This is a genomic window from Asaia bogorensis NBRC 16594 (assembly GCF_001547995.1).
Lineage (GTDB): Bacteria > Pseudomonadota > Alphaproteobacteria > Acetobacterales > Acetobacteraceae > Asaia > Asaia bogorensis.
In genome coordinates this window covers 3,084,108-3,105,617 of the sequence record NZ_AP014690.1, presented here as the reverse complement: position 1 = coordinate 3,105,617, position 21,510 = coordinate 3,084,108, and the positions used below count along the sequence as shown (strand labels likewise).

Genomic DNA, 21,510 nt, shown 5'->3' with positions numbered 1-21,510 from the left:
ATCGTTGTGTTCTGGCCGTCGCGCGTGTCAGCGCGATAGATTATGCTGCCAACCCGTCATGGTATCCCGGTTCTGGCGCAATTCTGCTGCGCCGCGCGCGACGGCAGACCATGCGGCATTGGCCAGTGCCTTGCGGCTGGGGAAGTCTTCTGGTGCCAGCGGCGCGTGAAGCAGGACAGTCGCCCGCTTGTTGCGTGTTTTCAAAAATTGCCAGACGTGAGGCCCCAGATCCATATCGCCATACCAGGCAAAGATGGCGCGTCGGGTGCGTGTGACGGGTAAACCCTCCAGCCGGTCATAAACCAGAGAGATAGGTTGTATGAGTGGCGTCAGTCCGGGCGGGTAGGAGGGCATATCTACGGGCGGTGCGTTTTTGGGCAGGCGGGGCAACTTCGCGATCGCGAAGAATGTGGACATGAAGGGCAGCACGCGTGACCCGTCCGAGGATGTGCCTTCAGGGAACAGGATCAGATTATCTCCCGTCGCAAGACGCGTGATCATTTCGTCTCGCTCACGCCCGGTTGTGCTCCGATTGCGGCTCACGAAAATGGTGCGCCCGATCTTGGAGACCAGCCCCATGATGGGCCAGCGTTCGATGTCGCCTTTGGCGACGAACACGGAATAGATCTTGGTTCCCAATACCGGGATGTCGAGCCAGGACGAATGGTTGGCGACATAGATAACGGGGCGCTCGCCCCGATCGCGTCCTTTTTGTCCGCCGACTGTGCCGACGGGGCTGCCAACGACCTGGATATCCAGATCAAGCAACTTGCACAGAACGCCCCAGATGACCCGCGTCCAGCGTATCTTGAGGACGCCGGGGATGGGGAGCAGTAAAGCCTCAAATCCCACTGAAAGCGGCACCCAGATGATGACCCCGGCCAGGCGGATGCCAGCACGAAGGGCCTCAACACGGCGGGTCAGCACGCTGGGCGCACGCGCGGGCGTAGGCTCCATCAAGATCGGGCGGGGCTGATGACGTGCGTGATTCTTGTTCGGTGCTTTGCTGCCCCGTCCTGATAGCAGTTTGGCGAGCCGGGCTCGGAAGTCTTTCGCACTCATGCAGTGTTCAATACTGTCAGGAGGCAAATGTGACAATCTCCTGACCTGCGATCCTCAGGATGATGACTGGTCAATACGTATTGATGGCAGCAGGACGCGCCGATCACGTTTTGTGCAGCGAAGCCTGGGAATGTTCCACGTGAAACATCGCCTTGTCCCATGGGTGCAGGTGGCGCTGGTGGTCACGTATTCTTTAGGGCGTCGCCTTGCGGTCTGCAGCCTGCCTCGTGCGTAGTGATGAGAAAGAAAGGTAAAAAGTAATGTCTGGTTTTGGCAATACCCCAGAAAACAAACCCTCCGGTGACAATGATCCGGGCGACATCTCGCGCAGCGATGAATTACCTGGCGGGATCTTCACAGGCGGGAGCTTTCCCGGAGGCGGTATTCCGGGCTTGCCACCCTTTACGCCCAAGCTGAAACCAAACTGGTTCATCGGCATCGGGGCCGCCCTCATCCTGCTTGGTGTGTTTGCCTTTCTCGATACTGTTGTGACCACGCTGGCGAGCATCGTCGTTATCGGCATGTTGATCATTTTCTCGGGGGTCGCCTATCTGGCGCAGAGTTTTGCCCATCGTGACGTGCCGGGGTCGCGGTTCTGGATTACTGCCCTGACGGGGTTTCTCTACGTTCTCGGTGGGATTCTTCTTATTCAGGAACCCGAGACGGGATCGCTGTTTCTGACAGCTTTCCTGGCCGGGTGCTTCATGGCCTCAGGCGTAATGAGGGGGCTCTGGGCGCTGGGACATCGTCACGTAGCCAATTGGTGGACGATGATTCTCAGTGCGGCAGTTGCCTTGTTTACCGGGGTGTTCATTTTCGTTACCCTGCCGTGGTCCGGGCTCTGGCTTATCGGCACATTCATTGCCATCGAGCTGATCTTCGGCGGTATCTCCGCAATGGCGTTCGGCATGTCGCTCAAGCGCGACGGGCAGTGATATCCCGCTATGACGGCGCATGAAAAAGGCCGCCCCGACACAGTGTCGGGGCGGCCTTTTTTTTCTTCAGTTCAGCTGTGCAAGAGCCGCTCAGTTCTGGCGAACGGCCTTGGCGATGTCTGCCAGCTGACCCAGCACGGACGGAACGCTTTCTGCGGTTGCCTTCCCATCCTTCAGCGTGCCGGCAAGTGTCGCGATCAAGGCTGAGGCAACAACTGCAGCATCACCCACCGAAGCCGCCTGCGCGGCCTGTTCCGGGGTGCGAATGCCAAAGCCAATAGCAACCGGCAGGGGGCTGACGGCACGAAGGCGCGGGAGCGCGGCTGCGAGTTCATCGGTGCTCGCGGTGCGCGTGCCTGTAATGCCGGTGATGCTCACGTAATAGATAAAGCCCGATGCGGTATCGAGCAGATAGGGCAAGCGGCTGTCGGGCGTGTTAGGCGCCACCAGCTGGATGATATCCAGCCCGCAGCGTTGCGCGTCTCCTGACAGAAGATCGCTCTCTTCCTTGGGAAGGTCGACAATGATCAGACCATCAACACCCGCCTTGGCGGCATCGGTGCAGAAGCGTGCAGGGCCGTAACTGTCGATGGGGTTGAGATAGCCCATCAGGATGATCGGCGTTTCATTGTCCGTCTCTCGGAAGGCGCGTACCATATCGAGCACCCCGGCCAGCGTGGCGCCTGCCTTGAGGCCACGCAGCGCGGCGGCCTGAATGGTCGGGCCGTCGGCGGATGGATCGGAAAAGGGCACACCGATCTCGATCAGATCGGCCCCTGCCGCGGGCATGCCCTTGAGCAGGGCGAGAGAGGTTTCCAGATCCGGGTCATAGGCCTGAAGGTAGGGAATGAGCGCGCCGCGCCCTGCTGCCTTGAGCGATTCAAAACGGGCCTTGATACGACTCACAGCGCAACTCCCAGATGCTCGGCGACGGTAAAGATATCCTTGTCGCCACGGCCCGACAGGTTGAGGACGATGATCTGGTCCGGGGACATTGAGGGGGCGATCTTCATGACATGAGCCAGACCATGCGCACATTCGAGCGCCGGGATGATGCCTTCGGTACGCGTCAGAAGCTGGAAGGCCTCCAGCGCCTCCTTGTCAGTCACACCCACATACTCGGCGCGTCCGATATCGTTCAGCCAGGAGTGCTCCGGCCCGATGCCGGGATAATCCAGCCCGGCGCTGATCGAATGGGCTTCGGCAATCTGGCCGAACTCGTCCTGCAGGAGATAGGTGCGATTGCCATGCAGCACGCCCGAGCGACCGCGGGAGATGGACGCTGCGGTAAAGCCGCTATCCAGCCCATGACCTGCTGCCTCGACCCCGATCAGGCGCACGGATTCATCGTCGAGGAAGGGATGGAACAGGCCCATGGCGTTGGAGCCACCACCAATGGCGGCCACCAGCACATCGGGCAGGCGTCCCTCGACGGCCATCATCTGCTCGCGCGTTTCGATGCCGATGATCGACTGGAAGTCGCGCACCATCTCCGGATAGGGATGCGGCCCGGCCACCGTGCCGACCAGGAAATATGTGTCATGCACATTGGCAACCCAGTCGCGCATGGCCTCGTTCATGGCATCCTTGAGCGTGCCTGATCCTGCCGTTACCGGATGCACCTCGGCACCGAGCAGATGCATGCGAAACACGTTGGGCTTTTGCCGCTCGACATCGACGGCGCCCATATAGATCGTGCATTTCAGACCGAACAACGCGCAGACCGTGGCGGTGGCCACGCCATGCTGCCCAGCGCCGGTCTCCGCCACGATGCGCGTCTTGCCCATGCGGCGCGCCAGAAGGATCTGGCCCATCACATTGTTGAGCTTGTGTGAGCCGGTATGGTTGAGCTCTTCACGCTTGAGATAGATTTTCGCGCCACCGAGTTCGTCACTCAGGCGCTTTGCATGCCAGAGCGGACTGGGGCGGCCAACGTAATCGCGGAAATAGTAATCCAGCTCGCGTCGGAATTCCGGGTCTGCCTTGGCTGTCTGGTAGGCATCCGACAGATCCTGCACCAGAGGCATGAGTGTTTCTGCAACGAACTGGCCACCAAAACTACCGAAGCGACCCCGTTGATCGGGGCCGTTGCGCAGGCTGTTGGGGCGGGGCGGGGCTTCAGAGCTCATGAAAATTATCCTGTCCGGGGCATGGATCGACATGGCGAGCGGGTTTCTGCGATACCAGAGGGGCGGCGTTGCGTCCATTCCCGACCCGCTGGGTGAAAGCGCCTGAACCAGAGAGGAAAACCAGATGTTTCTAGCGCACCCGGTCGGGCAGCCGGTCCACGAAATTCTGGCAGCCGATGATGCGAAAGGCGTGTCCTGGCTCGATCTGGTGGAGCCGAATGAGGATGAGATACGCCTTGCGGAAGCCGTGACCGGGCTGACCCTGCCGCGCAGGGCCGCACTGGAAGAGATCGAAAGTTCGTCACGCCACTACCGGCGTGGGGATGTGATCTATCTTTCCATGCCCCTGGTGCGGGTGATCGATGGGCGGCTGACGGCATGGCCCGTGGGTATGATCGTCTCGCCGGACCGGCTGATCACCCTGCGCTATTCCAGCTACACCGCCTTCGAGACCATGAGCCGTGACCTTGCGTCCAACGACGCCGATTTTGCGCTTTCTGATGTGCCGGAGCTGACCATTCACCTGCTTGAGACGATCGTGAACCGTCTGGCCGATATTCTGGAAAATGACGGCCATACGCTCGATACGATCTCACGGACGGTCTTTGCGCCCAAACGACCGAACCGCCATGTCCGTAACGCCAATATATTGCGACAGACCCTGCGTGAGCTTGGCGAGAGCGGTGACCTTACCTCCTCCATCAGGGAGAGCCTGCTGGGGGTGGACCGCATTGGCATGTATCTGGGTGATGCGCGGTATTTCGAGTTTCGTGAGGCCCTTCAGACCCGCCTGCGTATTCTCGGGCGCGACGTGGCCTCACTGAACGATTACGTGGCGCAGATGACCGTCAAGGTGCAGTTCCTGCTGGATGCAACGCTCGGCTTCATCAGTATCGACCAGAATGACGGAATGAAGCTGCTTACGGTTGTCAGCTTTGTGGGCATCACCCCAACCCTGCTGGCAGGTATTTTCGGGATGAATTTCAAGGTCATGCCGGAACTCGAATGGCATTACGGCTATTATTATGCGTTATGCCTTATGCTTGCCTCGGTGCTGCTGCCTCTCTTCGTTTTCTGGCGCCGTGGATGGTTTGGAGATCGCTCAACGTGAAGCGCCTTGCCCTTTCCCTTCCGATCATGTGCATCACCCTCGCTGCCCAGCCTGTCATGGCGGGTGAGGCGGGACGCGCCTTGCAGCCCACCACCCAGCAGGCGCAACAGATGCTTGATCGGCTTGCCCAGGAGCCTCTGAAGTATGAGGGCGACAGCGCCACGGCCCCCGGCTTTCGTCAGGCCCCCGGCTATACTGGCCGTCAGCCGACGCGAATCCTGGTAGGGTATCACATCGAGGGTAACCGTCTGCAGGGCGAGTTCGTCGCGCTTGATGCGGATAACCGCCCCCTGCAGGCAGCGCCTCTCACTGGCGCATTGACCGCGCAGGACGTCACGCAAGCGCATTACCAGCCCGCTTCCGGCTCCAGCGGGCCGGTTCCCTGTACGATCGATATTGCCCTGCCCAAGCCCCTGCATCTTGACGGCCAATGCGCGCCAGCCATGATTTCCGGTGCCTATGCCGAGAAGGTGAATCCCTCTCCTCTGGTCTTCATTCTTCCAGGGCTGGGCGCATCGGAGGCGAGGTCGGGTCAATACATGATGCGGCCATGGCGCGGTTGATCGGAACTATTGACAGAAAGCGTTATTTCTCACTAGATTGAGACGCAAGCGCCGCCTGTCTTGATTCATGCGGCCTTTTTCAAGACCCTTTCGTCTTCGCTCATCGTCGGGCCCGGTTCTGCGGCCCATCTGACGGGGCATTCTTTCACGATCGATCATCTGTCACGGTCACGATGCCAAATCGTCCGGGCAGTGGACTATAGCCCATCTAAGGCGCTTTTCATGCATCTTGCTGAACTCAAGAAAAAAACACCTGCCGATCTGCTGGCCTATGCTGAAGAGCTGCAAATCGAGAATGCTTCCTCGATGCGCAAGCAGGACATCATGTTCGCCATTCTTAAGACCCTGGCGGATAATGATCAGGCCATCTACGGCGAAGGCACGCTGGAAATTCTGCCCGATGGGTTCGGCTTCCTGCGCTCGCCTGAAGCCAATTACCTGCCCGGCCCTGACGACATCTATATCTCGCCTGCCCAGGTCCGTCGCTTCAGCCTGCGTCCTGGTGATACGGTTGAGGGGCAGATCCGCGCCCCGCGTGATGGCGAGCGTTACTTCTCGCTGCTCAAGGTCAACACCATCAATTTCGAAGAGCCTGACGCGGTTCGTCAGCGCATCAACTTCGACAATCTGACGCCGCTCTATCCCGAGCGTCGCCTGCGTATGGAAGTCGAGCAGGCCGGTGCACCCGAGCCTCAGCCCACCGGCAAGGGCAAGAAAGACCAGCGCGACTATACGCCGCGCGTGATCGACCTTGTGGCCCCGATCGGTATGGGCCAGCGCGCCCTGATTGTGGCCCCGCCTCGCACCGGCAAGACCGTGATGCTGCAGAGCATCGCCTCGTCGATTTCCGCCAACCACCCCGATGTGTTCCTGATCGTTCTGCTGATCGACGAGCGCCCCGAGGAAGTGACCGACATGGCCCGCTCGGTGCGCGGCGAAGTCGTGTCCTCGACCTTTGATGAGCCCGCGACCCGCCACGTGCAGGTGACTGAAATGGTGCTCGAAAAGGCCAAGCGCCTAGTTGAGCATAAGCGCGATGTCGTGATTCTTCTCGACTCGATCACCCGCCTGGCACGCGCCTACAACACCGTTGTCCCCTCATCGGGCAAGGTGCTGACCGGTGGTGTGGACGCCAACGCCCTGCAGCGCCCCAAGCGCTTCTTTGGCGCAGCGCGTAACATCGAAGAGGGCGGTTCGCTCACCATCATCGCCACCGCGCTGATCGATACGGGCAGCCGTATGGACGAGGTGATCTTCGAGGAGTTCAAGGGTACGGGTAACTCCGAACTCATCCTCGATCGCAAACTTGCCGACAAGCGCACCTTCCCGGCAATCGACATTACCAAGTCGGGCACGCGTAAGGAAGAGCTCCTTGTCGATCGTGCGTCGCTCTCGAAGATGTGGGTCCTGCGTCGTATCCTGTCGCCCATGGGGACGATGGATGCCATGGACTTCCTGCTCGACAAGCTGAAATACAGCAAGACGAACCAGGATTTCTTCGACGCCATGAACAACTGATCTGGTCTGCAGGTCATGAAAAACCGCCGGAGGCTCACGCTTCCGGCGGTTTTTTTTTATGGGCGGTATCAAGGGGCATTTCGCCGTGGGCTTAGCCCGGCTTGGTCGCGTTTTCCTTGCCTCATGCAGAGGGATAATCGTGCCGTAGAACGCGGCGTGCATGAAGCACGTTGGGGCAAGGTCCCCAATCGATGGCGCTATAGGCTTTATCCGGCAGGGGAGGATTTGCCTGCCAGCGGAGTGTCTTTACAGGGCTGGCGGGTCAGACCGGAACGCCTTCAAGGCGCAGCAGATAGCGCTTGTCGTCCAGACCATTTTCGCCGGAATAACCACCTAGATGACTGCGCCCCAGAACACGGTGGCAGGGGATCAGGATAGGGATGGGGTTATGCGCCATAGCGCCGCCAACCGACCGGGCCGAGCCTCCTGCCTTGAGGGCAAGTTCAGCATAGCTGATGGTCGCACCATAAGGCACGTCGCGCAAAGCCTGCCAGACGGCCTTGCGATAGGCGGTACCCCAGGGGGCAAGAGGCAGATCGAAACTTTCGGGCTCGCCGTCGAAATAGCGTTCCAGCATGGTCTGGGCGCGGGTAAGAAGAGGCGTCTTTTCCTGATCGCGCCCCCAACCCCAGTCGAGGGCAACGATTGCGCCATCATCCTCACTGAGGGTGAGGGGGCCGATAGGAGAGTGAAGCGAAAGCTGGGGCATAGAAGGGATTCACATGGTTGACGCGATGGAACGCCCGGCAGCGCGCAAGGGCGAGGTCATCTTCGCTCTGGCGACAGGAACCGGGCGGGCAGCAATCGCTATCATGCGCGCAAGTGGTGCCGGGGCTCAAGAGGTGCTTGCGTCGCTATGTGGCGGAAGGCTGCCCAAGCCGCGTCATGCAAGCCTGCGGGCGCTGCATCATGAGGGCGACCATCTGGACGATGCGATGGTGCTCTGGCTGCCGGGGCCGCGCTCCTATACGGGTGAGGACGGCTTTGAGCTGCACCTCCATGCCGGTCCGGCCGTCATTAATCGTGTGGCAATGGCCCTGACAACGCTTGGCGCCCGACCGGCCGAACCGGGCGAATTTACCCGGCGCGCCGTACAGGCAGGCAGGCTCGATCTGCTTCAGGCCGAGGCGATAGCTGATCTGGTTGAGGCCGAAAGCCAGAGTCAGCGTCAGCAGGCGCTTGCCCAGGCGGACGGCGCTTTGAGTCGCCTCTATGAAGGCTGGAGCGAGCGTCTGAAAACATTGCTGGCGCATCAGGAAGCGTTGATTGATTTCCCTGACGAGGATCTGCCCGAGGCGGTCGAGCTTGCCCTGTCGCGCACCCTCAACGACCTTCGCTCTGCCCTGAAGGCGCATCTTTCCGACAAGCGTGGCGAGATCGTTCGCCGTGGCCTGACTGTGGTGATTGCAGGGGCTCCTAATGTCGGCAAGTCGAGCCTGCTGAACCATCTTGCCGGATATGATGCGGCGATCGTCACGCACCGCGCAGGGACGACGCGTGATGTGATCGCGATTGACTGGCTGTTTCAGGGGGTGAGGCTGCGTCTGGTCGATACTGCGGGGCTGCGTGAGACCGAGGATGAGATCGAGGCGGAAGGCATACGCCGGGCAATGTTTCACGTGGAACATGCCGATCTGGTGCTACACGTCGTGGCAGGTATGGCCGAAATGCCGTTGCGTCCCGATGCCATGATGGTCAGCAACAAGGTGGATCTGTATCCGGCGCTGGATAACACGCTGGGTCTGAGCGTCCAGACAGGTGAGGGGATGGAGGGCTTCGAACAGGCCCTCGGGGCGCGTATCAAGGCCCTGACCGCTGGCGTGGGCGCTCCGCTGACACGGGCGCGTCACAGGGCTGGAATCGAGGAAGCCCTGCTCTATCTTGATCAGGCTCATGAGGCGCTTTGGCCGGAAGTGAGGGGTGAGGCGCTGCGTCTGGCCATGCGCGCCTTGGGGCGACTGACGGGACAAGTTGATGTCGACTCCCTTCTGGATGTGATATTTGGACAATTCTGCATTGGTAAATGAGGCGTGTGTGAGCGAGTTTGATGTTGTCGTCATAGGCGGGGGTCATGCGGGAAGTGAGGCCGCAGCGGCTTCAGCGCGTTTCGGTGCGCGGACGCTTTTGCTGACCCAGAAGCCCGAGATGATTGGCGCCATGTCGTGCAACCCGGCCATTGGGGGTATCGGCAAGGGGCATCTCGTGCGTGAAATTGACGCGCTTGATGGTCTTATGGGCCGGGCAGCCGATCAGGCAGGGATCCATTTCAAGCTGCTCAATCGCTCCAAGGGGCCAGCCGTTCACGGCCCGCGTGCGCAGGCCGATCGTTTCCTGTATCGCAATGCCATTCAGGCGCTACTGAATGTTACGCCTAATCTGACCATCATGGCGGGCGAGGCAGCCGATCTCGAGGTGCATGACGGGCGCGTCTCAGGTGTCATTTGCGAAGACGGGCGCGTGGTCCGTTGCGGCGCTGTTGTGGTGACCAGTGGCACGTTTCTGCGCGGGGTCATTCATATCGGGCATACGCAGGAGCAGGCAGGGCGCATCGGCGAGCGTCCGGCAGCGCGTCTTGGCGAAAGGCTTGAAGCCCTCGGGCTGCGTATGGGGCGGCTCAAGACCGGCACTCCGGCGCGGCTTGCACGCGACAGTATCGACTGGGACTCTCTGGCTGAGGACAAGGGTGATGAGGTGCCTGAGCCCTTCAGTCGGCTGACCGAGCGTATCACCACAGACCAGCTTTCATGCCGTATCACCAGCACGACGCCACAGACCCATCAGATCATTCGCGATAATCTGGCGAAATCCGCGCTCTATGGTGGGGCGATTGCAGGCAAGGGGCCGCGCTATTGCCCGTCGATCGAGGACAAGATCGTCCGGTTTGGCGAAAAGGATGGGCACCAGATCTTTCTCGAGCCCGAGGGGCTCCCAGGCAATCCGGGTGGCGATCTGGTTTACCCTAATGGTATATCGACGAGCCTGCCTGCCGATATTCAGGCGCTGATGATGGCCTCCATTCCGGGGCTCGAGAAGGCGCTTATCGTCACCCCCGGCTACGCCGTTGAATATGATTATGTCGACCCGCGTGAGCTCGCCCCCAGTCTTGCCCTGAGGGCCATGACCGGCCTTTATCTGGCAGGGCAGATCAATGGAACGACGGGCTACGAGGAGGCGGGTGCCCAGGGCCTGCTCGCAGGGCTCAATGCTGCACGCTTTGTGGCAGGCAACGATCCGCTCGTGCTGGGGCGTGATCAGGCTTATCTGGGTGTGATGCTGGACGATCTCACTTTGCAGGGCGTCTCAGAGCCTTATCGCATGTTCACCTCACGCGCCGAATATCGCCTCAGCCTGCGCGCAGACAATGCCGATCTCCGCCTGACCGCGATTGGGGAGGAAATGGGTTGCGTCGGGACAGAACGAGCCAAGCGGCTGAAGCAGGATCGCGAGGCGATCGACGGGGCAATGGAGCAGGCCAGGGCACTGATCCATGCCCCGCAGGATCTGGCCGCACAGGGTATTGCTGTTTCGCAGGACGGACGCAGGCGCTCCCTGCTCGATGTGTTGTCAGGGCAGGCTGACGAGGAAGCGGCGACCCGTCTGGCCCCGTGGTTTGGTGCGTTGCCTCTGCGCATACGGCGCCATGTCGAGACCGAGGCGCGTTACGGGGGGTACCTGCAACGACAGGAGCGTGAGATACGTCAGTTGGCCAATGAAGCCCAGATCGCGCTGCCTGATGATCTCGATTACGGACGTATCGGTGGACTGAGCAGCGAGATGAAGGAACGCCTTTCCATCGCGCGCCCGGCCAATTTCGCCGCTGCCCAGCGTGTGCCGGGTGTCACACCCGCCGCCATGATTGCGCTCCTCGCCCATGTGAGGGCCGTGGCATGATCGAGGTTTCACGTGAAACACGCGAACGCCTCGAGGTGTTCGCGGCACTTCTCGAGAAGTGGAATGCGCGGATCAATCTGGTGAGCCCACGTGACATGCCCCATTTATGGGAGCGCCATATCGAGGATTCCCTCAGATTGGTGCCGTTCATCACCAAAGGCGCACGCGTGATCGATCTGGGCTCGGGGGGCGGATTCCCGGCGCTGATGATCGGCATCGCCTGCGACGCCGAGATGGTGATGGTGGAGTCCGATCAGCGTAAATGCGCCTTCCTGCGCGAGGCGGCGCGCGCCTGCGGCGTCAAGGCTCAGGTCGTGCCCAAACGCATCGAGCAGGCTGAACTTCCCCCTGCTCCTTATGTGACAGCGCGCGCCCTGGCGTCGTTGAGCCAGTTGCTCGAATGGAGCGCACCATTTCTTCTGCCGGAAGGGAAAGCCCTGTTTCTGAAGGGTAAAAATCTCCCGGACGAGTTGACCGAAGCCGAGCGGTGCTGGCACATGCAGCACAGAATTCTGGACAATCGCGCCGCCTCAGGTGGCGCCATCATCGAGATAAGCGATATCAAACGTGTCGAATAACGACACGGGCAAGAAGGCCCGTATTCTCGCCGTCACCAACCAGAAGGGTGGTGTGGGCAAGACCACAACAGCAATCAATCTGGCCGCGGCACTCGCCAGCACGCAACGCGTGCTGCTGGTCGATATCGATCCGCAGGGCAATGCCTCGACCGGACTGGGTGTCGATTATAATGCGCGTCAGATCGGCAGCTATGCGGCGCTCATGCAGGAAGCGCCCCCCGAAAAGCTTCCCCGCCCGACAGAGACACCCAACCTCGACATCATCGTTGCCAATACCGATCTGGCGGGTGCGGAGCTTGAACTGATTGGCAGTGATCGCCGTGAGTTCCGCATACGCGAGGCTCTGGAGGCCCTGTCAGGGCGTTATGATGTCATCCTGATCGATTGCCCGCCTAGTCTCGGTCTGCTGACCTTGAACGCGCTTGTTGCGTCCGATGCCGTGCTGATCCCCCTTCAATGTGAGTTCTTCGCTCTGGAAGGGATCAGCCAGATCGTGCGGACAGTTGACCGTGTGCGCCGGGCCTTCAATGCAGACCTGCATGTGGCGGGCATCATTCTCACGATGTATGACCGGCGCAACAACCTCTCGGAGCTTGTGGCGGCAGATGCGCGCAACTTCTTTGGCGAGCAGGTTCTGGAAACACTGATTCCCCGGAACATCAAGATTTCCGAAGCCCAGAGCCATGGCTGCTCAGTGCTCGAATATGACCGTCGCAGCAGCGGGGCGCAGGCCTATCTCGCTCTGGCACAGGAAATCGGCCAGCGTCTGGGCCTCACCCAAAAGCAAGGGGCTCCCTCATGAGCAAAAAACCGGCTCCCCGTCTCGGCCGCGGCCTTGCTGCCCTGCTTGGCGACCAGGCGATCGAGTTGCCCCGTACGCAGGGGGCAGCGCATGAAGCTGTGCCGAATCCCTCCATGTTGGGGGTAGACCTTCTCGCACCGGGTCCTTTCCAGCCACGTGTGGACATGGATGAGGGCAGGCTGAACGAACTTGCAGACTCCATACGAAGCCGTGGTGTGCTGCAACCTATTCTCGTACGGCCAGACCCGGATCAGGAGGGTCATTACCAGATCATCGCCGGTGAGCGCCGCTGGCGGGCCTCGCAGCGTGCAGGACTGCATGAGGTGCCGGTGCATGTGCGTCTGCTCGATGATGCCGATGCCATGGCTGCCGCGCTGGTCGAGAATCTGCAACGCGCCGATCTCAACGCGATTGAAGAGGCAGAAGGCCTGCAACGCCTGCTGACCGATTACGCCCTGACGCAGGAGGAACTGGCCGGTGCTGTGGGCAAATCCCGCCCGCATATTGGCAATATCCTGCGCCTGCTGAACCTGCCCGAGGCCGTACGCCAGAAGGTGCGTGACGGCTTGCTGAGTGCAGGCCATGCCCGTGCCCTGCTGGCGCATCCTGACCCCTGCGCAGCGGCTGATATCGTGATTGCCCGTGGGCTGAACGTGCGTCAGACCGAGGCCTTGGCGCGGTTGACCCCCAAAGCCGAGCAGGAAGCGATCAAGGCGCCGCGCGATAACGAACTGGTTCGTCTGGAGCGGGATCTTGCGACGCGTCTTGGCCTCAAGGTTAAGATCGAATTCAACGGCAAAGGCGGATCGCTTCGTCTGGACTATCGTAGCCTCGATCAGTTCGACACGCTTATGCGTCTGCTTTCTCCGGAGAAATAGAGATTTTAGTTTCGTATGCGGAATAGTGTATTTTTTCTCTTGATGCCTGTTCCGCCCTTTGTTAGAAGCCCTCTCACCGGAGCGGGGCTATGGGCACATAGCTCAGTTGGTAGAGCAGCTGACTCTTAATCAGCGGGTCCAAGGTTCGAGCCCTTGTGTGCCCACCATCGCCCCGCCGGTACCTCCCTATGCAAAAATCGATCTTCCCAGACCTGTTCTGGGATTGGCACCTGCCGTTGCTTCGACGTACGGACACTGCCGTTCAAGAGAAGCATCGATCATCTGGCGGGTGTCATCGCGATAAGCCATGTTCGTGTCACGCCTCGCGCAGCGCTCGTCTGCGGATACCGTAGCGCCGTAGGACCGCGCGGCTCAGCGCCGTCCCGTATTAGGCACAGAGCCGGGTATTGGGCGAGCCTCTGGGTTAGACGGGTATCGCGAGTTTCAGCACGATGAATCCGCAAGACGTCCGAAAACCGGCAGGCTCGTTCTGTAGATCAGTTTTTCAGAGGAAAATGGCGCTGGCTGGGATGGGAGGGATCGAACCTCCGAATGGCGGAATCAAAATCCGCTGCCTTACCGCTTGGCTACATCCCATCGCGTTGAAGGGCTTTTAATCTGCCTCATGGCAGACGTAAAGCCATTATGTTTCGAGTTCGAGCGGATGATCGGCAATGCCGCTGCGCTGGCTGGCCTGATCCATCAGGCGGTCCGGGGAGGGCTTGAGCACGCCAAAACGTTCTGCCTTGTCGAGCCCCTGATCAAGCGCTGCCATGGTCTGCGAGAGGTCGGCGCTTTCATCCTTCTCCCAGGCACGCAGAGCAAAGCCCCAGACACCAGCAAGCCCGTTGAGACGCATCACCCCGCCAAGTCCGCTGCACTCCACACCAGCGACCTCGGCCATCCAGCGCATCGTGTCGAGGGTGGCAGCACCAAGCAGGAGTGTCAGACCGGGTTCTGTCGGCAGGGCCTGCAGAACAGCCCGGATGCCCTCGCGGTATTGCTGGAATACATCGAAGCGTCGCATGAACAGATCGAAGATGCGTTCACGGACGGACCCGCTCAGACCGTCATCGCGAAAGGCCGATTCGTCAGCCAGGCGGCCCAGACGGAACAGCAGGCTGTGCCGGAAAGGAAAGCGGGCACGGACTTCATCGATCGGTAATCCGGCGCGCTGGGCAGCCTCGACCAGCGTGAAGCGTGGCCAGCCTTTTTCAGCGGCAATGGTGAAGCCCGCCTCCAGAAGCGCCAGATCAAATTCTTCGCGATCGATTTCCGTCATGAACCCGTCCCTGTCATTCGGCATCAATAATACAAGATGGTCAGGCTGTGACAATCGAATGACAGGGAAATGAACGGTTTTGCCCGTACGCCTCCCTGTGATGGCTCAGAAGGCGTACCGCAATGCTTGGCTCAGGAGGCCATTTCGCGTGCTCGCGCCATGGCCGCATCAATCGCCTTGGTCATGGTGGCGGGCCAGGCTTCCGGTGCCATCATCGCCTCGAGCGCCTTGGCTGTTACACCGTTGGGGCTGGTGACGTTCTTGCGCAATGTCTCGCTTTCCTCCGGAGAGGCTTCGAGCAGCGCCCCAGCGCCTGAAACGGTCCCTCGTGCAATAAGCCGTGCCGTGTCAGGTGGCAGGCCCACGCGCAGAGCTTCCTTTTCCAGCAATTCCGCCAGCAGGAACACATAGGCCGGGCCGCAACCCGATATGGGGGTGAGTGCCTCCAACAGGGCTTCGCTCTCTACCCAGGCGACGTCACCCACGGCAGAAAGGAGGGTCGTGCAGAGCTTGCGCTCATCCTCGTTCAGATCGGTGCTGCAAACGCCCGTTACGCCCTTGCCGATCGAGGCGGGTGTATTGGGCATGGCGCGCACGATTTTGGTGCGGGCGCCATCAGAGGCAGCGCGCAGGCTCTCGATGGTTCGGGCGGCCAGCATCGAGATGACAATGGTATCGTCCAGAACAGGCCTGAGCGATGCCATGGTTTCTTCCATGCCGGCCGGTTTGACGGCCAGGATGATGATATCGGGTTTAAAGCCCCGGGGAATTTCCGAAGGGCTACGCACGACACGATGGGGGGCAGGAGGCGCTTCACAGCGCCGGTCCAGAATGACGGAGGGTGCCAGACCCTCCTCAAGCCAGCCCTGCCAGAGCGCCCCACCCATCTTGCCGCAGCCAACCAAAAGGAGTGACGGCAGGCTCACGCTTCACCTGCGCAATCGAGCATGGCCGCCTCAAGGGCTTCGGCGGGGGATTTGCCGCTCCAGAGTGTGAACTGGAAAGCGGGGTAAAAGCGCTCACATTCCGTGATGGCGATATCGATCATGTCTTCCATGCTTTCTGCGGCAAGGCTCGTGGCACCGCGCAGCAGAACCGAATGGCGGAAAACCGGCGTGCCGGTTTCGAGGTCGAGGCTGAAATGCCCGATCCAGAGGCGCTCATTGGCCAGTGCAATCAGTTCGTAAAGCGCCTTGCGGCGGTTGGCGGGAGCCCGCAGGTCGAACGTGCAGGTAAAGTTCATGGCTGCGATCTCGCGTGACCATGAAAAATACAGCCCGTAATCGCACCATTTTCCCGGTGCTTCGGCGGCCATCTCGCAATCTGTGCGGCGGTCGAACGCCCAGTCATGGCCGCAGACGATCTGCTCCATGACGTCGAGGGGATTCGTATCCTGATGCGAGGAGGAGGAGAAGGAAAGAGCAGGCATTCGGGACTCCCTGGGCCGGTGATGCGCATGGCATGGCGATGCGCATCAGGATGTCTGCAACGATATGAAGATCCGGGGCTGTGCAAGCTGCGAATCGTCATATCAGGCCACGTTACGTATGCCTGCGTCCTGTTGCAAGATCGCAGGTACGCAGGGCCTTCAGCCGTGTGACGGTGGGGCGGTGACGGCCTTTTCCAGATCGGACAACCGCTCTTCCAGCTTGGCGATGCGGGCATCGGCATCTTCCTGCGCCATGCGCGCCCGTGTGGCCAGTTCGCGGGCCACATCCAGCTCGTCGCGTCGTACGAGATCGAGCGAGGACAGGACCTCGTCAATCCGTGCGCGCGCCATGGCATGGACTTCTTCCCGCAGACCGGTCAGGGCCGAAAAGGCGCCTCCGGCAACACCTGCGAGATCATCGAAAAAACGGGGCCGGTCTGCCATGGCGATATCCTTGCTGTCGTGTCGCCCGGCCTTGTCACCGGGCGGTGGAAATGCCCCCGTGTAGCCAACACAGGGCGTTATGCCGCCCAGACTGGCTCCCACATCGTTCGGCTGCAACGCGGCATGGAGGATCAGGATGCCAGGGCCGCGCTTTTCTCCGGCTGGTGTGGCTTGGAGGTTGCGTTGCGGCGTCTTATACAGGTTCCATGATGATCGTCACCGGCGGCGCCGGATTTATTGGCTCGTGCCTGGTCGCAGCGCTCAAGGCGCGGGGTGAGGCTGTCGCGGTCGTGGACCGCCTTCGTGATCAGGGGAAGTGGCGCAATCTTGCCAAACATGCCCCGGACCTGCTGATCAGCCCGGAGGAGCTCGATGCCTTCCTGATCAACACGACTGGCATAAAGGCCGTGTTTCATATGGGCGCCATCAGCAGCACTACGGCACGCGATGGCGATCTGGTCTGGCAGACCAATATCACCCTGTCCGAAACGCTGCTCGACTGGTGCGCCTCGCGCGATGTGCCGTTCTTCTATGCGTCATCTGCTGCCACCTATGGCGCAGCCGACCGGCCGGAACTTTTTTCCGATGCGCCCGAATTGCTCGGGACGCTGCGGCCCATGAATTTGTATGGCTGGTCCAAGCATGTGTTTGACCAGCATCTTCTGGCCCGGCAGGCCTCGGGTGGCGTGATGCCGCGCCAGTGGGCCGGTCTGAAATTCTTCAACGTCTATGGACCCAATGAATATCACAAGGGATCCATGATCTCGGTGGTGAAGGTGAAGTATGACGAGGTGATGCGCGGTGCGCCGGCCCGGCTGTTCCGCTCCGACCGTCCCGATCTGGCTGACGGCGCGCAATCGCGCGACTTCATCTGGGTGGGCGATCTGATCGATGTGATGCTGTGGCTGTATGATCACCCCGATGTCAGCGGCCTGTTCAACTGTGGCACCGGCACGGCGCGCAGCTATGTCGACCTTGCCAATGCAGTGTGCGATGCGGCTGGTGTGCCGCGGCGCATCGAGTTCATTGATATGCCCGAGGCCCTGCAGGGGCAGTATCAATCCTATACCTGCGCCGACATGTCGCGCCTGCGTGCTGCCGGGTATGACCGCCCATTCACGACGCTTGAGGCGGGAATTACCCACTACGTGCGCGACTATCTCGCGACGCCCGACCCCTATCTGTAAAGAACCCCATGTCCGCCCATCCGATCATCCTGCCGCAATTCGACCCGATTGCCTTCCGTCTTGGGCCGCTGGCCGTGCACTGGTATGCGCTGGCCTATATCCTGTCGATCCTGATTGGCTGGAAGATCGCTATCCGGCTCTGCGGGCTGGCGCCACGCGCTGCCACCCGTGAGCAGGTTGATGATTTTGCCTTCTGGGCCATGCTTGGCGTCGTGCTGGGCGGGCGTCTGGGTTACATCCTGTTCTACAAACCCGGTTTCTATCTGACGCATCCCCTGTCGATCCTTCAGGTCTGGCAGGGCGGCATGTCGTTTCATGGGGGTGCGCTGGGAGTCATTCTGGCGCTGGCGTGGTTCACGTGGCGCAACGGGCTGAGCTTCCTGTCCTTTTCCGACCGTATCACGGTGATCGTACCGCTTGGGCTTGGGCTGGGGCGCTGCGCCAATTTCGTCAATGGTGAACTCTGGGGCCGTGCGGCGCCGGACTGGCTGCCCTGGGCAATGGTATTTCCGACAGGTGGCCCCATCGCACGGCATCCTTCGCAGCTTTACGAGGCCCTTATGGAAGGTCTTGTCCTGCTTTGCGTCATGCTTGCCGCGGTAAGCCGTCCCTGGACGCGCGTGCGCTATGGTTTCCTCTCGGGTCTGTTCCTGTTTGGCTACGCGCTGGCCCGCAGCTTCTGCGAACTGTTTCGCGAACCCGACTCCTTCATCGGGTTTCTGCCTTTTGGTGTGACCATGGGGCAGGTGCTCTGCATCCCCATGGCGCTCGCCGGGCTCTGGCTGATGGCATTCGGTATGCGCCATCCCCATACCCTTGAGGGAGAGAAGGCTTATGGCTGATCAGGCACCGCGCGGCTGGGTCTTGCCAGCGCCATCGCTGTCGCATGTCCGCCACGGCTTTTTCACGCGCCGTGGGGGTGTGTCACCAGCGCCCTATGACACACTCAACTGTTCGCTCGCTTCTGCCGATCTCGCGGCGAATGTCGCGGTCAATCGCGGGCGTGTGGCAGGATATCTGGGGGTTGAGGCGTCGTCCCTGCTCGGTCTGACCCAGACCCATTCCCCCGATGTCGTGGTTCTTACGCACGATACGCCGGTCTGGCCCACAGGAAAGGGCCCCAAAGCCGATGCCCTGGTGAGCAATCGTCACGATCTCGCACTGGGTGTCATCACGGCCGATTGCGGACCGGTACTGTTTGCCAGTGCTGATGGCAGCGTTGTGGGAGCCGCCCATGCAGGCTGGCGCGGTGCAGTAGGCGGCGTGCTGGAGGCCACATTGGACGCAATGCAGGCTCTTGGCGCAGGGGATGTCATTGCCTGTGTCGGGCCCTGTATCCGCCAGGCGGGATACGAGGTTGGGGCCGACATGCGTACGGAGGTGCTGGATGGCTCTTCGCTTGTCGCACCCTGTGCCGAGCGCTTTTTCGTCGAGGCACCCCGCGCAGGGCACTACCTGTTCGACCTGCCGGGATACTGTCTGTATCGCCTCAGGCGGGCGGGGCTGCGCCATATTTCCATGATCGGGCTCGACACCCGGCACGATGCGCTGCGCTTTTTCAGCCACCGCCGCCGCACGCTGGCGGGGGGCGGTGCAATCGGACATCAGATTTCGGCCATCAGGGCAGGGGCAGTCGCATGATGGGTCGGATTATACGTTTCTCCGGGCTGTGTGGAGCACTGGCCCTGCTTGCCGGGTGCGTCGATATGCCGCATCCCTTCGGTGATCCGGGGCCGGAAGGGCGCCGTCTGGCCCTAACTACCCCACCGCCGAGACTGGCTGTACCCACCCCTGCCGCGTCACTGCTGGACAATAATGCCTCGGCCCTCTGGGCGAAGGACGTCGCGGCGCAACTGGTTGACCAGTCGCTTCCGGCTGTGGCGCAGCCTGCTAAGCCGGGTGACTGGTGGCTCAGGCTGTCGGCAACCATGCAGGGTGATCAGGTCACGCCGCACTACGAAATCATGATGCCCAATGGCGAGGCTCAGGGGCATTGGGACGCGGCTCCGGTCGCGGCCTCGGTCTGGGCCCAGGGACAGGCTGATCAACTCTCAGCCCTTGCTGCCGGTTCTGCGCCACAAATTGCCAATGTGCTGACGGGCATTCAGGCCTCGATGATGCAGGCTGACCCGCATAGCCTCAAGCGCCGCCCGGCCAAGGTGTTCTTCAAGGGCGTGCATGGTGCTCCGGGCGATGGCAATGTGGCACTCGCCCGCGCCTTCGTTGCCAGCTTTCCCGACCAGCATGACAAGCTGGAGCGTGATGCCAAGGCCGCTGATTACAGTGTGGAGTGCATCGTGACCCTGAGCGACGGCCCTGCCGGTAATACTGGGCACCCGCTCCAGCATATCGAGATCGTCTGGCGCACCGTGGCGGCAGATGGCAAGGAAGCCGGCGCAGCCACGCAGCTTCACGATATCGACGCCCATTCCCTTGATGGCGCATGGGGTGATGTCGCAATGGTCGTAGCCGCAGAGGCGTCAGGTGCCGTGCATCAGATCATCACAAATTACTCAGGCCGCAATCACCAGCCGCTCTCGCCTGACCAGAGTGGGGCTGACAAGACCCCTGTGGCGCCAAGAGGGCCAGCCGGCGCCAGCCCGCCGTCAGAAAAGTCGTGAGATTTCCCGGAGACTGACAACGCGCGCCGTCTGTGTTCAGACGGCTCGGCGGCAGGCTTGTACAATCTCGACAGCAAGCCGTGCGGGTTCGCGGATGAGATAATGGTGGTGCTCATTGTCAGTGACACTCAGGAAGGCACTGACATCGAGATAGACAGCATGATGGCCACCTATTGTATCGATCATGCGCTGTGTGCCGAAAATATAGCCATCGTGGTTCAGGATGATGACTGTCTTTCCCTGAAAGAACGCGGCATTCATGAACGCCGATCCGGAAAATCCGACAAAGATGCTGTGAGACGCCCATAGATCAAGCTGCTCTGCAAAAGGCAGTTCCTGCGGATGGACAATCTCGATGCCAAGGCTGGCGAGGAACACGCTCAGCTCGTGCTCGCCATCATAACGTCTTGTCGTGGCCGATGCCTTGCTGCGTGCAAGAAAGACGGGGCGTGATGCGGAATGCCTCTGGTGCCGATTGAGAAACGATTGGCCGATTGCTTGCATGAAGCGACCCCACTCACGGTAGCAATGCGCATTCTCCACGAAGGCCGGTTCGGCAATCCTGACCCCACGAATCAAGGTGTTTTCCGGAGGTGCGATGATGCGTGAATGATCGATGCCCAGGCTATTCAGTATAGGCAGGATGAAGCCCTCATGGTCGCGAGAGTGCGTGTAGGTCGGGGCGATATACCATTGTGCACGTGAGCCATGAGCATCGAGAGCCCATAGACGCGCGAGGGTGCTGGTGAGAAAGTGGCCGAAATGGTCGTGGAAATAGCCAATCCAGAAGCAATCGTGGAATGCCTCGCCGCGCTCGTAACTATCCCGTTCTGTTTCAATCGCGATGATTTGGGGGGCGTGGATCTGGAGTTCGAAACTGCCCTGAACATTGACGCCCGAACAATAAGTCGAGTCAGTAATCAGGACGCCTGCCGGGGTGTAGAGTGAATTGTGGCGCAGAAGAGCAGCGTCATGATGCGCCAGCAATGGCCTGGTCTGAATGATATGCGTCCTGCCAAAAGTGTTGGGGCAGGCTTTCGGGATGTCGATCCGGCTCATTGGTGAGAGTGATCAGCGTTT

Annotated in this window: 22 protein-coding genes and 2 tRNA genes; 14 read left to right on the top strand and 10 right to left on the bottom strand. The window is 60.7% G+C overall.

The window, feature by feature from the left end:
* Window positions 1-27: 27 nt before the first annotated feature.
* Entirely contained in the window at window positions 28-1,062 is a 1,035-nt protein-coding gene (locus Asbog_RS13670) for a lysophospholipid acyltransferase family protein (protein ID WP_083510895.1), read from the bottom strand.
* Between the two features lie 260 nt (window positions 1,063-1,322).
* On the opposite strand from Asbog_RS13670, the gene Asbog_RS13665 reads away from it, so the two are divergent.
* Window positions 1,323-1,997: an HdeD family acid-resistance protein gene (locus Asbog_RS13665; protein WP_083510894.1), complete on the top strand. Its 675-nt coding sequence runs from the start codon at window positions 1,323-1,325 to the stop codon at window positions 1,995-1,997.
* Between the two features lie 90 nt (window positions 1,998-2,087).
* Here the strand turns inward: Asbog_RS13665 and trpA are convergent, their stop codons facing one another.
* Together trpA and trpB are read right to left on the bottom strand one after the other, a co-directional pair.
* Window positions 2,088-2,903 (bottom strand): tryptophan synthase subunit alpha, encoded by an 816-nt coding sequence (trpA, locus tag Asbog_RS13660; protein ID WP_023978882.1) that lies wholly within the window; start codon window positions 2,901-2,903, stop codon window positions 2,088-2,090.
* Window positions 2,900-4,126: a tryptophan synthase subunit beta gene (trpB, locus tag Asbog_RS13655; protein ID WP_062165531.1), complete on the bottom strand. Its 1,227-nt coding sequence runs from the start codon at window positions 4,124-4,126 to the stop codon at window positions 2,900-2,902. The genes trpA and trpB overlap by 4 nt, the downstream gene beginning before the upstream one ends.
* 124 nt (window positions 4,127-4,250) lie before the next feature.
* On the opposite strand from trpB, the gene Asbog_RS13650 reads away from it, so the two are divergent.
* From Asbog_RS13650 to rho, 3 genes are all read left to right on the top strand, one after another.
* Window positions 4,251-5,237 carry a magnesium transporter CorA family protein gene (locus Asbog_RS13650; protein WP_062165530.1) on the top strand — a complete coding sequence of 329 codons (987 nt, stop codon included), beginning with the start codon at window positions 4,251-4,253 and terminating at the stop codon, window positions 5,235-5,237.
* Window positions 5,234-5,800: a hypothetical protein gene (locus Asbog_RS13645; RefSeq protein WP_062165529.1), complete on the top strand. Its 567-nt coding sequence runs from the start codon at window positions 5,234-5,236 to the stop codon at window positions 5,798-5,800. Before Asbog_RS13650 ends, Asbog_RS13645 begins: the two co-directional genes overlap by 4 nt.
* A gap of 222 nt (window positions 5,801-6,022) precedes the next feature.
* Complete coding sequence (gene rho, locus Asbog_RS13640; RefSeq protein ID WP_023978877.1) at window positions 6,023-7,318, top strand: transcription termination factor Rho; 1,296 nt, start codon at window positions 6,023-6,025, stop codon at window positions 7,316-7,318.
* A 262-nt stretch (window positions 7,319-7,580) separates the two neighbouring features.
* Here rho and Asbog_RS13635 read toward each other — a convergent pair whose 3' ends face one another.
* Window positions 7,581-8,027, bottom strand: coding sequence for a methylated-DNA--[protein]-cysteine S-methyltransferase (locus Asbog_RS13635; RefSeq protein ID WP_062165528.1), 447 nt, complete (start codon window positions 8,025-8,027; stop codon window positions 7,581-7,583).
* A 13-nt stretch (window positions 8,028-8,040) separates the two neighbouring features.
* Between Asbog_RS13635 and mnmE the strand changes: the two genes are divergently transcribed.
* From mnmE to Asbog_RS13605, 6 genes are all read left to right on the top strand, one after another.
* On the top strand, window positions 8,041-9,345 hold the full coding sequence (gene mnmE, locus Asbog_RS13630) for a tRNA uridine-5-carboxymethylaminomethyl(34) synthesis GTPase MnmE (protein WP_146926675.1): 1,305 nt from the start codon (window positions 8,041-8,043) through the stop codon (window positions 9,343-9,345).
* A 7-nt stretch (window positions 9,346-9,352) separates the two neighbouring features.
* The gene (mnmG, locus tag Asbog_RS13625) at window positions 9,353-11,209 is read left to right on the top strand and encodes a tRNA uridine-5-carboxymethylaminomethyl(34) synthesis enzyme MnmG (RefSeq protein WP_062165526.1); all 1,857 of its coding nucleotides are present in this window, start codon (window positions 9,353-9,355) and stop codon (window positions 11,207-11,209) included.
* Window positions 11,206-11,787 (top strand): 16S rRNA (guanine(527)-N(7))-methyltransferase RsmG, encoded by a 582-nt coding sequence (gene rsmG, locus Asbog_RS13620; RefSeq protein WP_062165525.1) that lies wholly within the window; start codon window positions 11,206-11,208, stop codon window positions 11,785-11,787. Before mnmG ends, rsmG begins: the two co-directional genes overlap by 4 nt.
* Complete coding sequence (locus Asbog_RS13615) at window positions 11,777-12,589, top strand: ParA family protein (RefSeq protein ID WP_023978871.1); 813 nt, start codon at window positions 11,777-11,779, stop codon at window positions 12,587-12,589. Before rsmG ends, Asbog_RS13615 begins: the two co-directional genes overlap by 11 nt.
* The gene (locus Asbog_RS13610) at window positions 12,586-13,467 is read left to right on the top strand and encodes a ParB/RepB/Spo0J family partition protein (protein WP_062165524.1); all 882 of its coding nucleotides are present in this window, start codon (window positions 12,586-12,588) and stop codon (window positions 13,465-13,467) included. Before Asbog_RS13615 ends, Asbog_RS13610 begins: the two co-directional genes overlap by 4 nt.
* Window positions 13,468-13,558: 91 nt before the next feature.
* A tRNA-Lys gene (locus Asbog_RS13605) sits at window positions 13,559-13,634 on the top strand.
* 355 nt (window positions 13,635-13,989) lie between these two features.
* Here the strand turns inward: Asbog_RS13605 and Asbog_RS13600 are convergent.
* The 5 genes from Asbog_RS13600 to Asbog_RS13580 all read right to left on the bottom strand — a co-directional run bounded on the left by Asbog_RS13600 (window position 13,990) and on the right by Asbog_RS13580 (window position 16,622).
* Window positions 13,990-14,064 (bottom strand) — tRNA-Gln (locus tag Asbog_RS13600).
* 46 nt (window positions 14,065-14,110) lie between these two features.
* Entirely contained in the window at window positions 14,111-14,740 is a 630-nt protein-coding gene (locus tag Asbog_RS13595; protein ID WP_371861687.1) for a TetR family transcriptional regulator, read from the bottom strand.
* A 140-nt stretch (window positions 14,741-14,880) separates the two neighbouring features.
* Entirely contained in the window at window positions 14,881-15,675 is a 795-nt protein-coding gene (proC, locus tag Asbog_RS13590) for a pyrroline-5-carboxylate reductase (protein ID WP_261763200.1), read from the bottom strand.
* Window positions 15,672-16,178, bottom strand: coding sequence for a type III secretion system chaperone family protein (locus tag Asbog_RS13585; protein ID WP_023978867.1), 507 nt, complete (start codon window positions 16,176-16,178; stop codon window positions 15,672-15,674). Before Asbog_RS13585 ends, proC begins: the two co-directional genes overlap by 4 nt.
* Window positions 16,179-16,337: 159 nt before the next feature.
* A complete protein-coding gene (locus Asbog_RS13580; protein WP_062166052.1) occupies window positions 16,338-16,622 on the bottom strand; it encodes an accessory factor UbiK family protein in 285 nt (94 codons plus the stop codon).
* 206 nt (window positions 16,623-16,828) lie between these two features.
* Between Asbog_RS13580 and rfaD the strand changes: the two genes are divergently transcribed.
* Genes rfaD through Asbog_RS13560 form a run of 4 tightly spaced genes read left to right on the top strand, consistent with a single transcriptional unit; the run spans window position 16,829 to window position 20,430 of the window.
* On the top strand, window positions 16,829-17,809 hold the full coding sequence (rfaD, locus tag Asbog_RS13575) for an ADP-glyceromanno-heptose 6-epimerase (RefSeq protein WP_062166050.1): 981 nt from the start codon (window positions 16,829-16,831) through the stop codon (window positions 17,807-17,809).
* Between the two features lie 8 nt (window positions 17,810-17,817).
* Window positions 17,818-18,651: a prolipoprotein diacylglyceryl transferase gene (gene lgt / locus Asbog_RS13570; protein ID WP_083510893.1), complete on the top strand. Its 834-nt coding sequence runs from the start codon at window positions 17,818-17,820 to the stop codon at window positions 18,649-18,651.
* Window positions 18,644-19,450 (top strand): peptidoglycan editing factor PgeF, encoded by an 807-nt coding sequence (gene pgeF / locus Asbog_RS13565; RefSeq protein ID WP_062165522.1) that lies wholly within the window; start codon window positions 18,644-18,646, stop codon window positions 19,448-19,450. Before lgt ends, pgeF begins: the two co-directional genes overlap by 8 nt.
* A complete protein-coding gene (locus Asbog_RS13560; protein WP_231944721.1) occupies window positions 19,450-20,430 on the top strand; it encodes a hypothetical protein in 981 nt (326 codons plus the stop codon). Before pgeF ends, Asbog_RS13560 begins: the two co-directional genes overlap by 1 nt.
* 36 nt (window positions 20,431-20,466) lie before the next feature.
* Here Asbog_RS13560 and Asbog_RS13555 read toward each other — a convergent pair whose 3' ends face one another.
* The gene (locus Asbog_RS13555; RefSeq protein ID WP_083510892.1) at window positions 20,467-21,489 is read right to left on the bottom strand and encodes a glycosyltransferase family 61 protein; all 1,023 of its coding nucleotides are present in this window, start codon (window positions 21,487-21,489) and stop codon (window positions 20,467-20,469) included.
* Window positions 21,490-21,510: the final 21 nt, after the last annotated feature.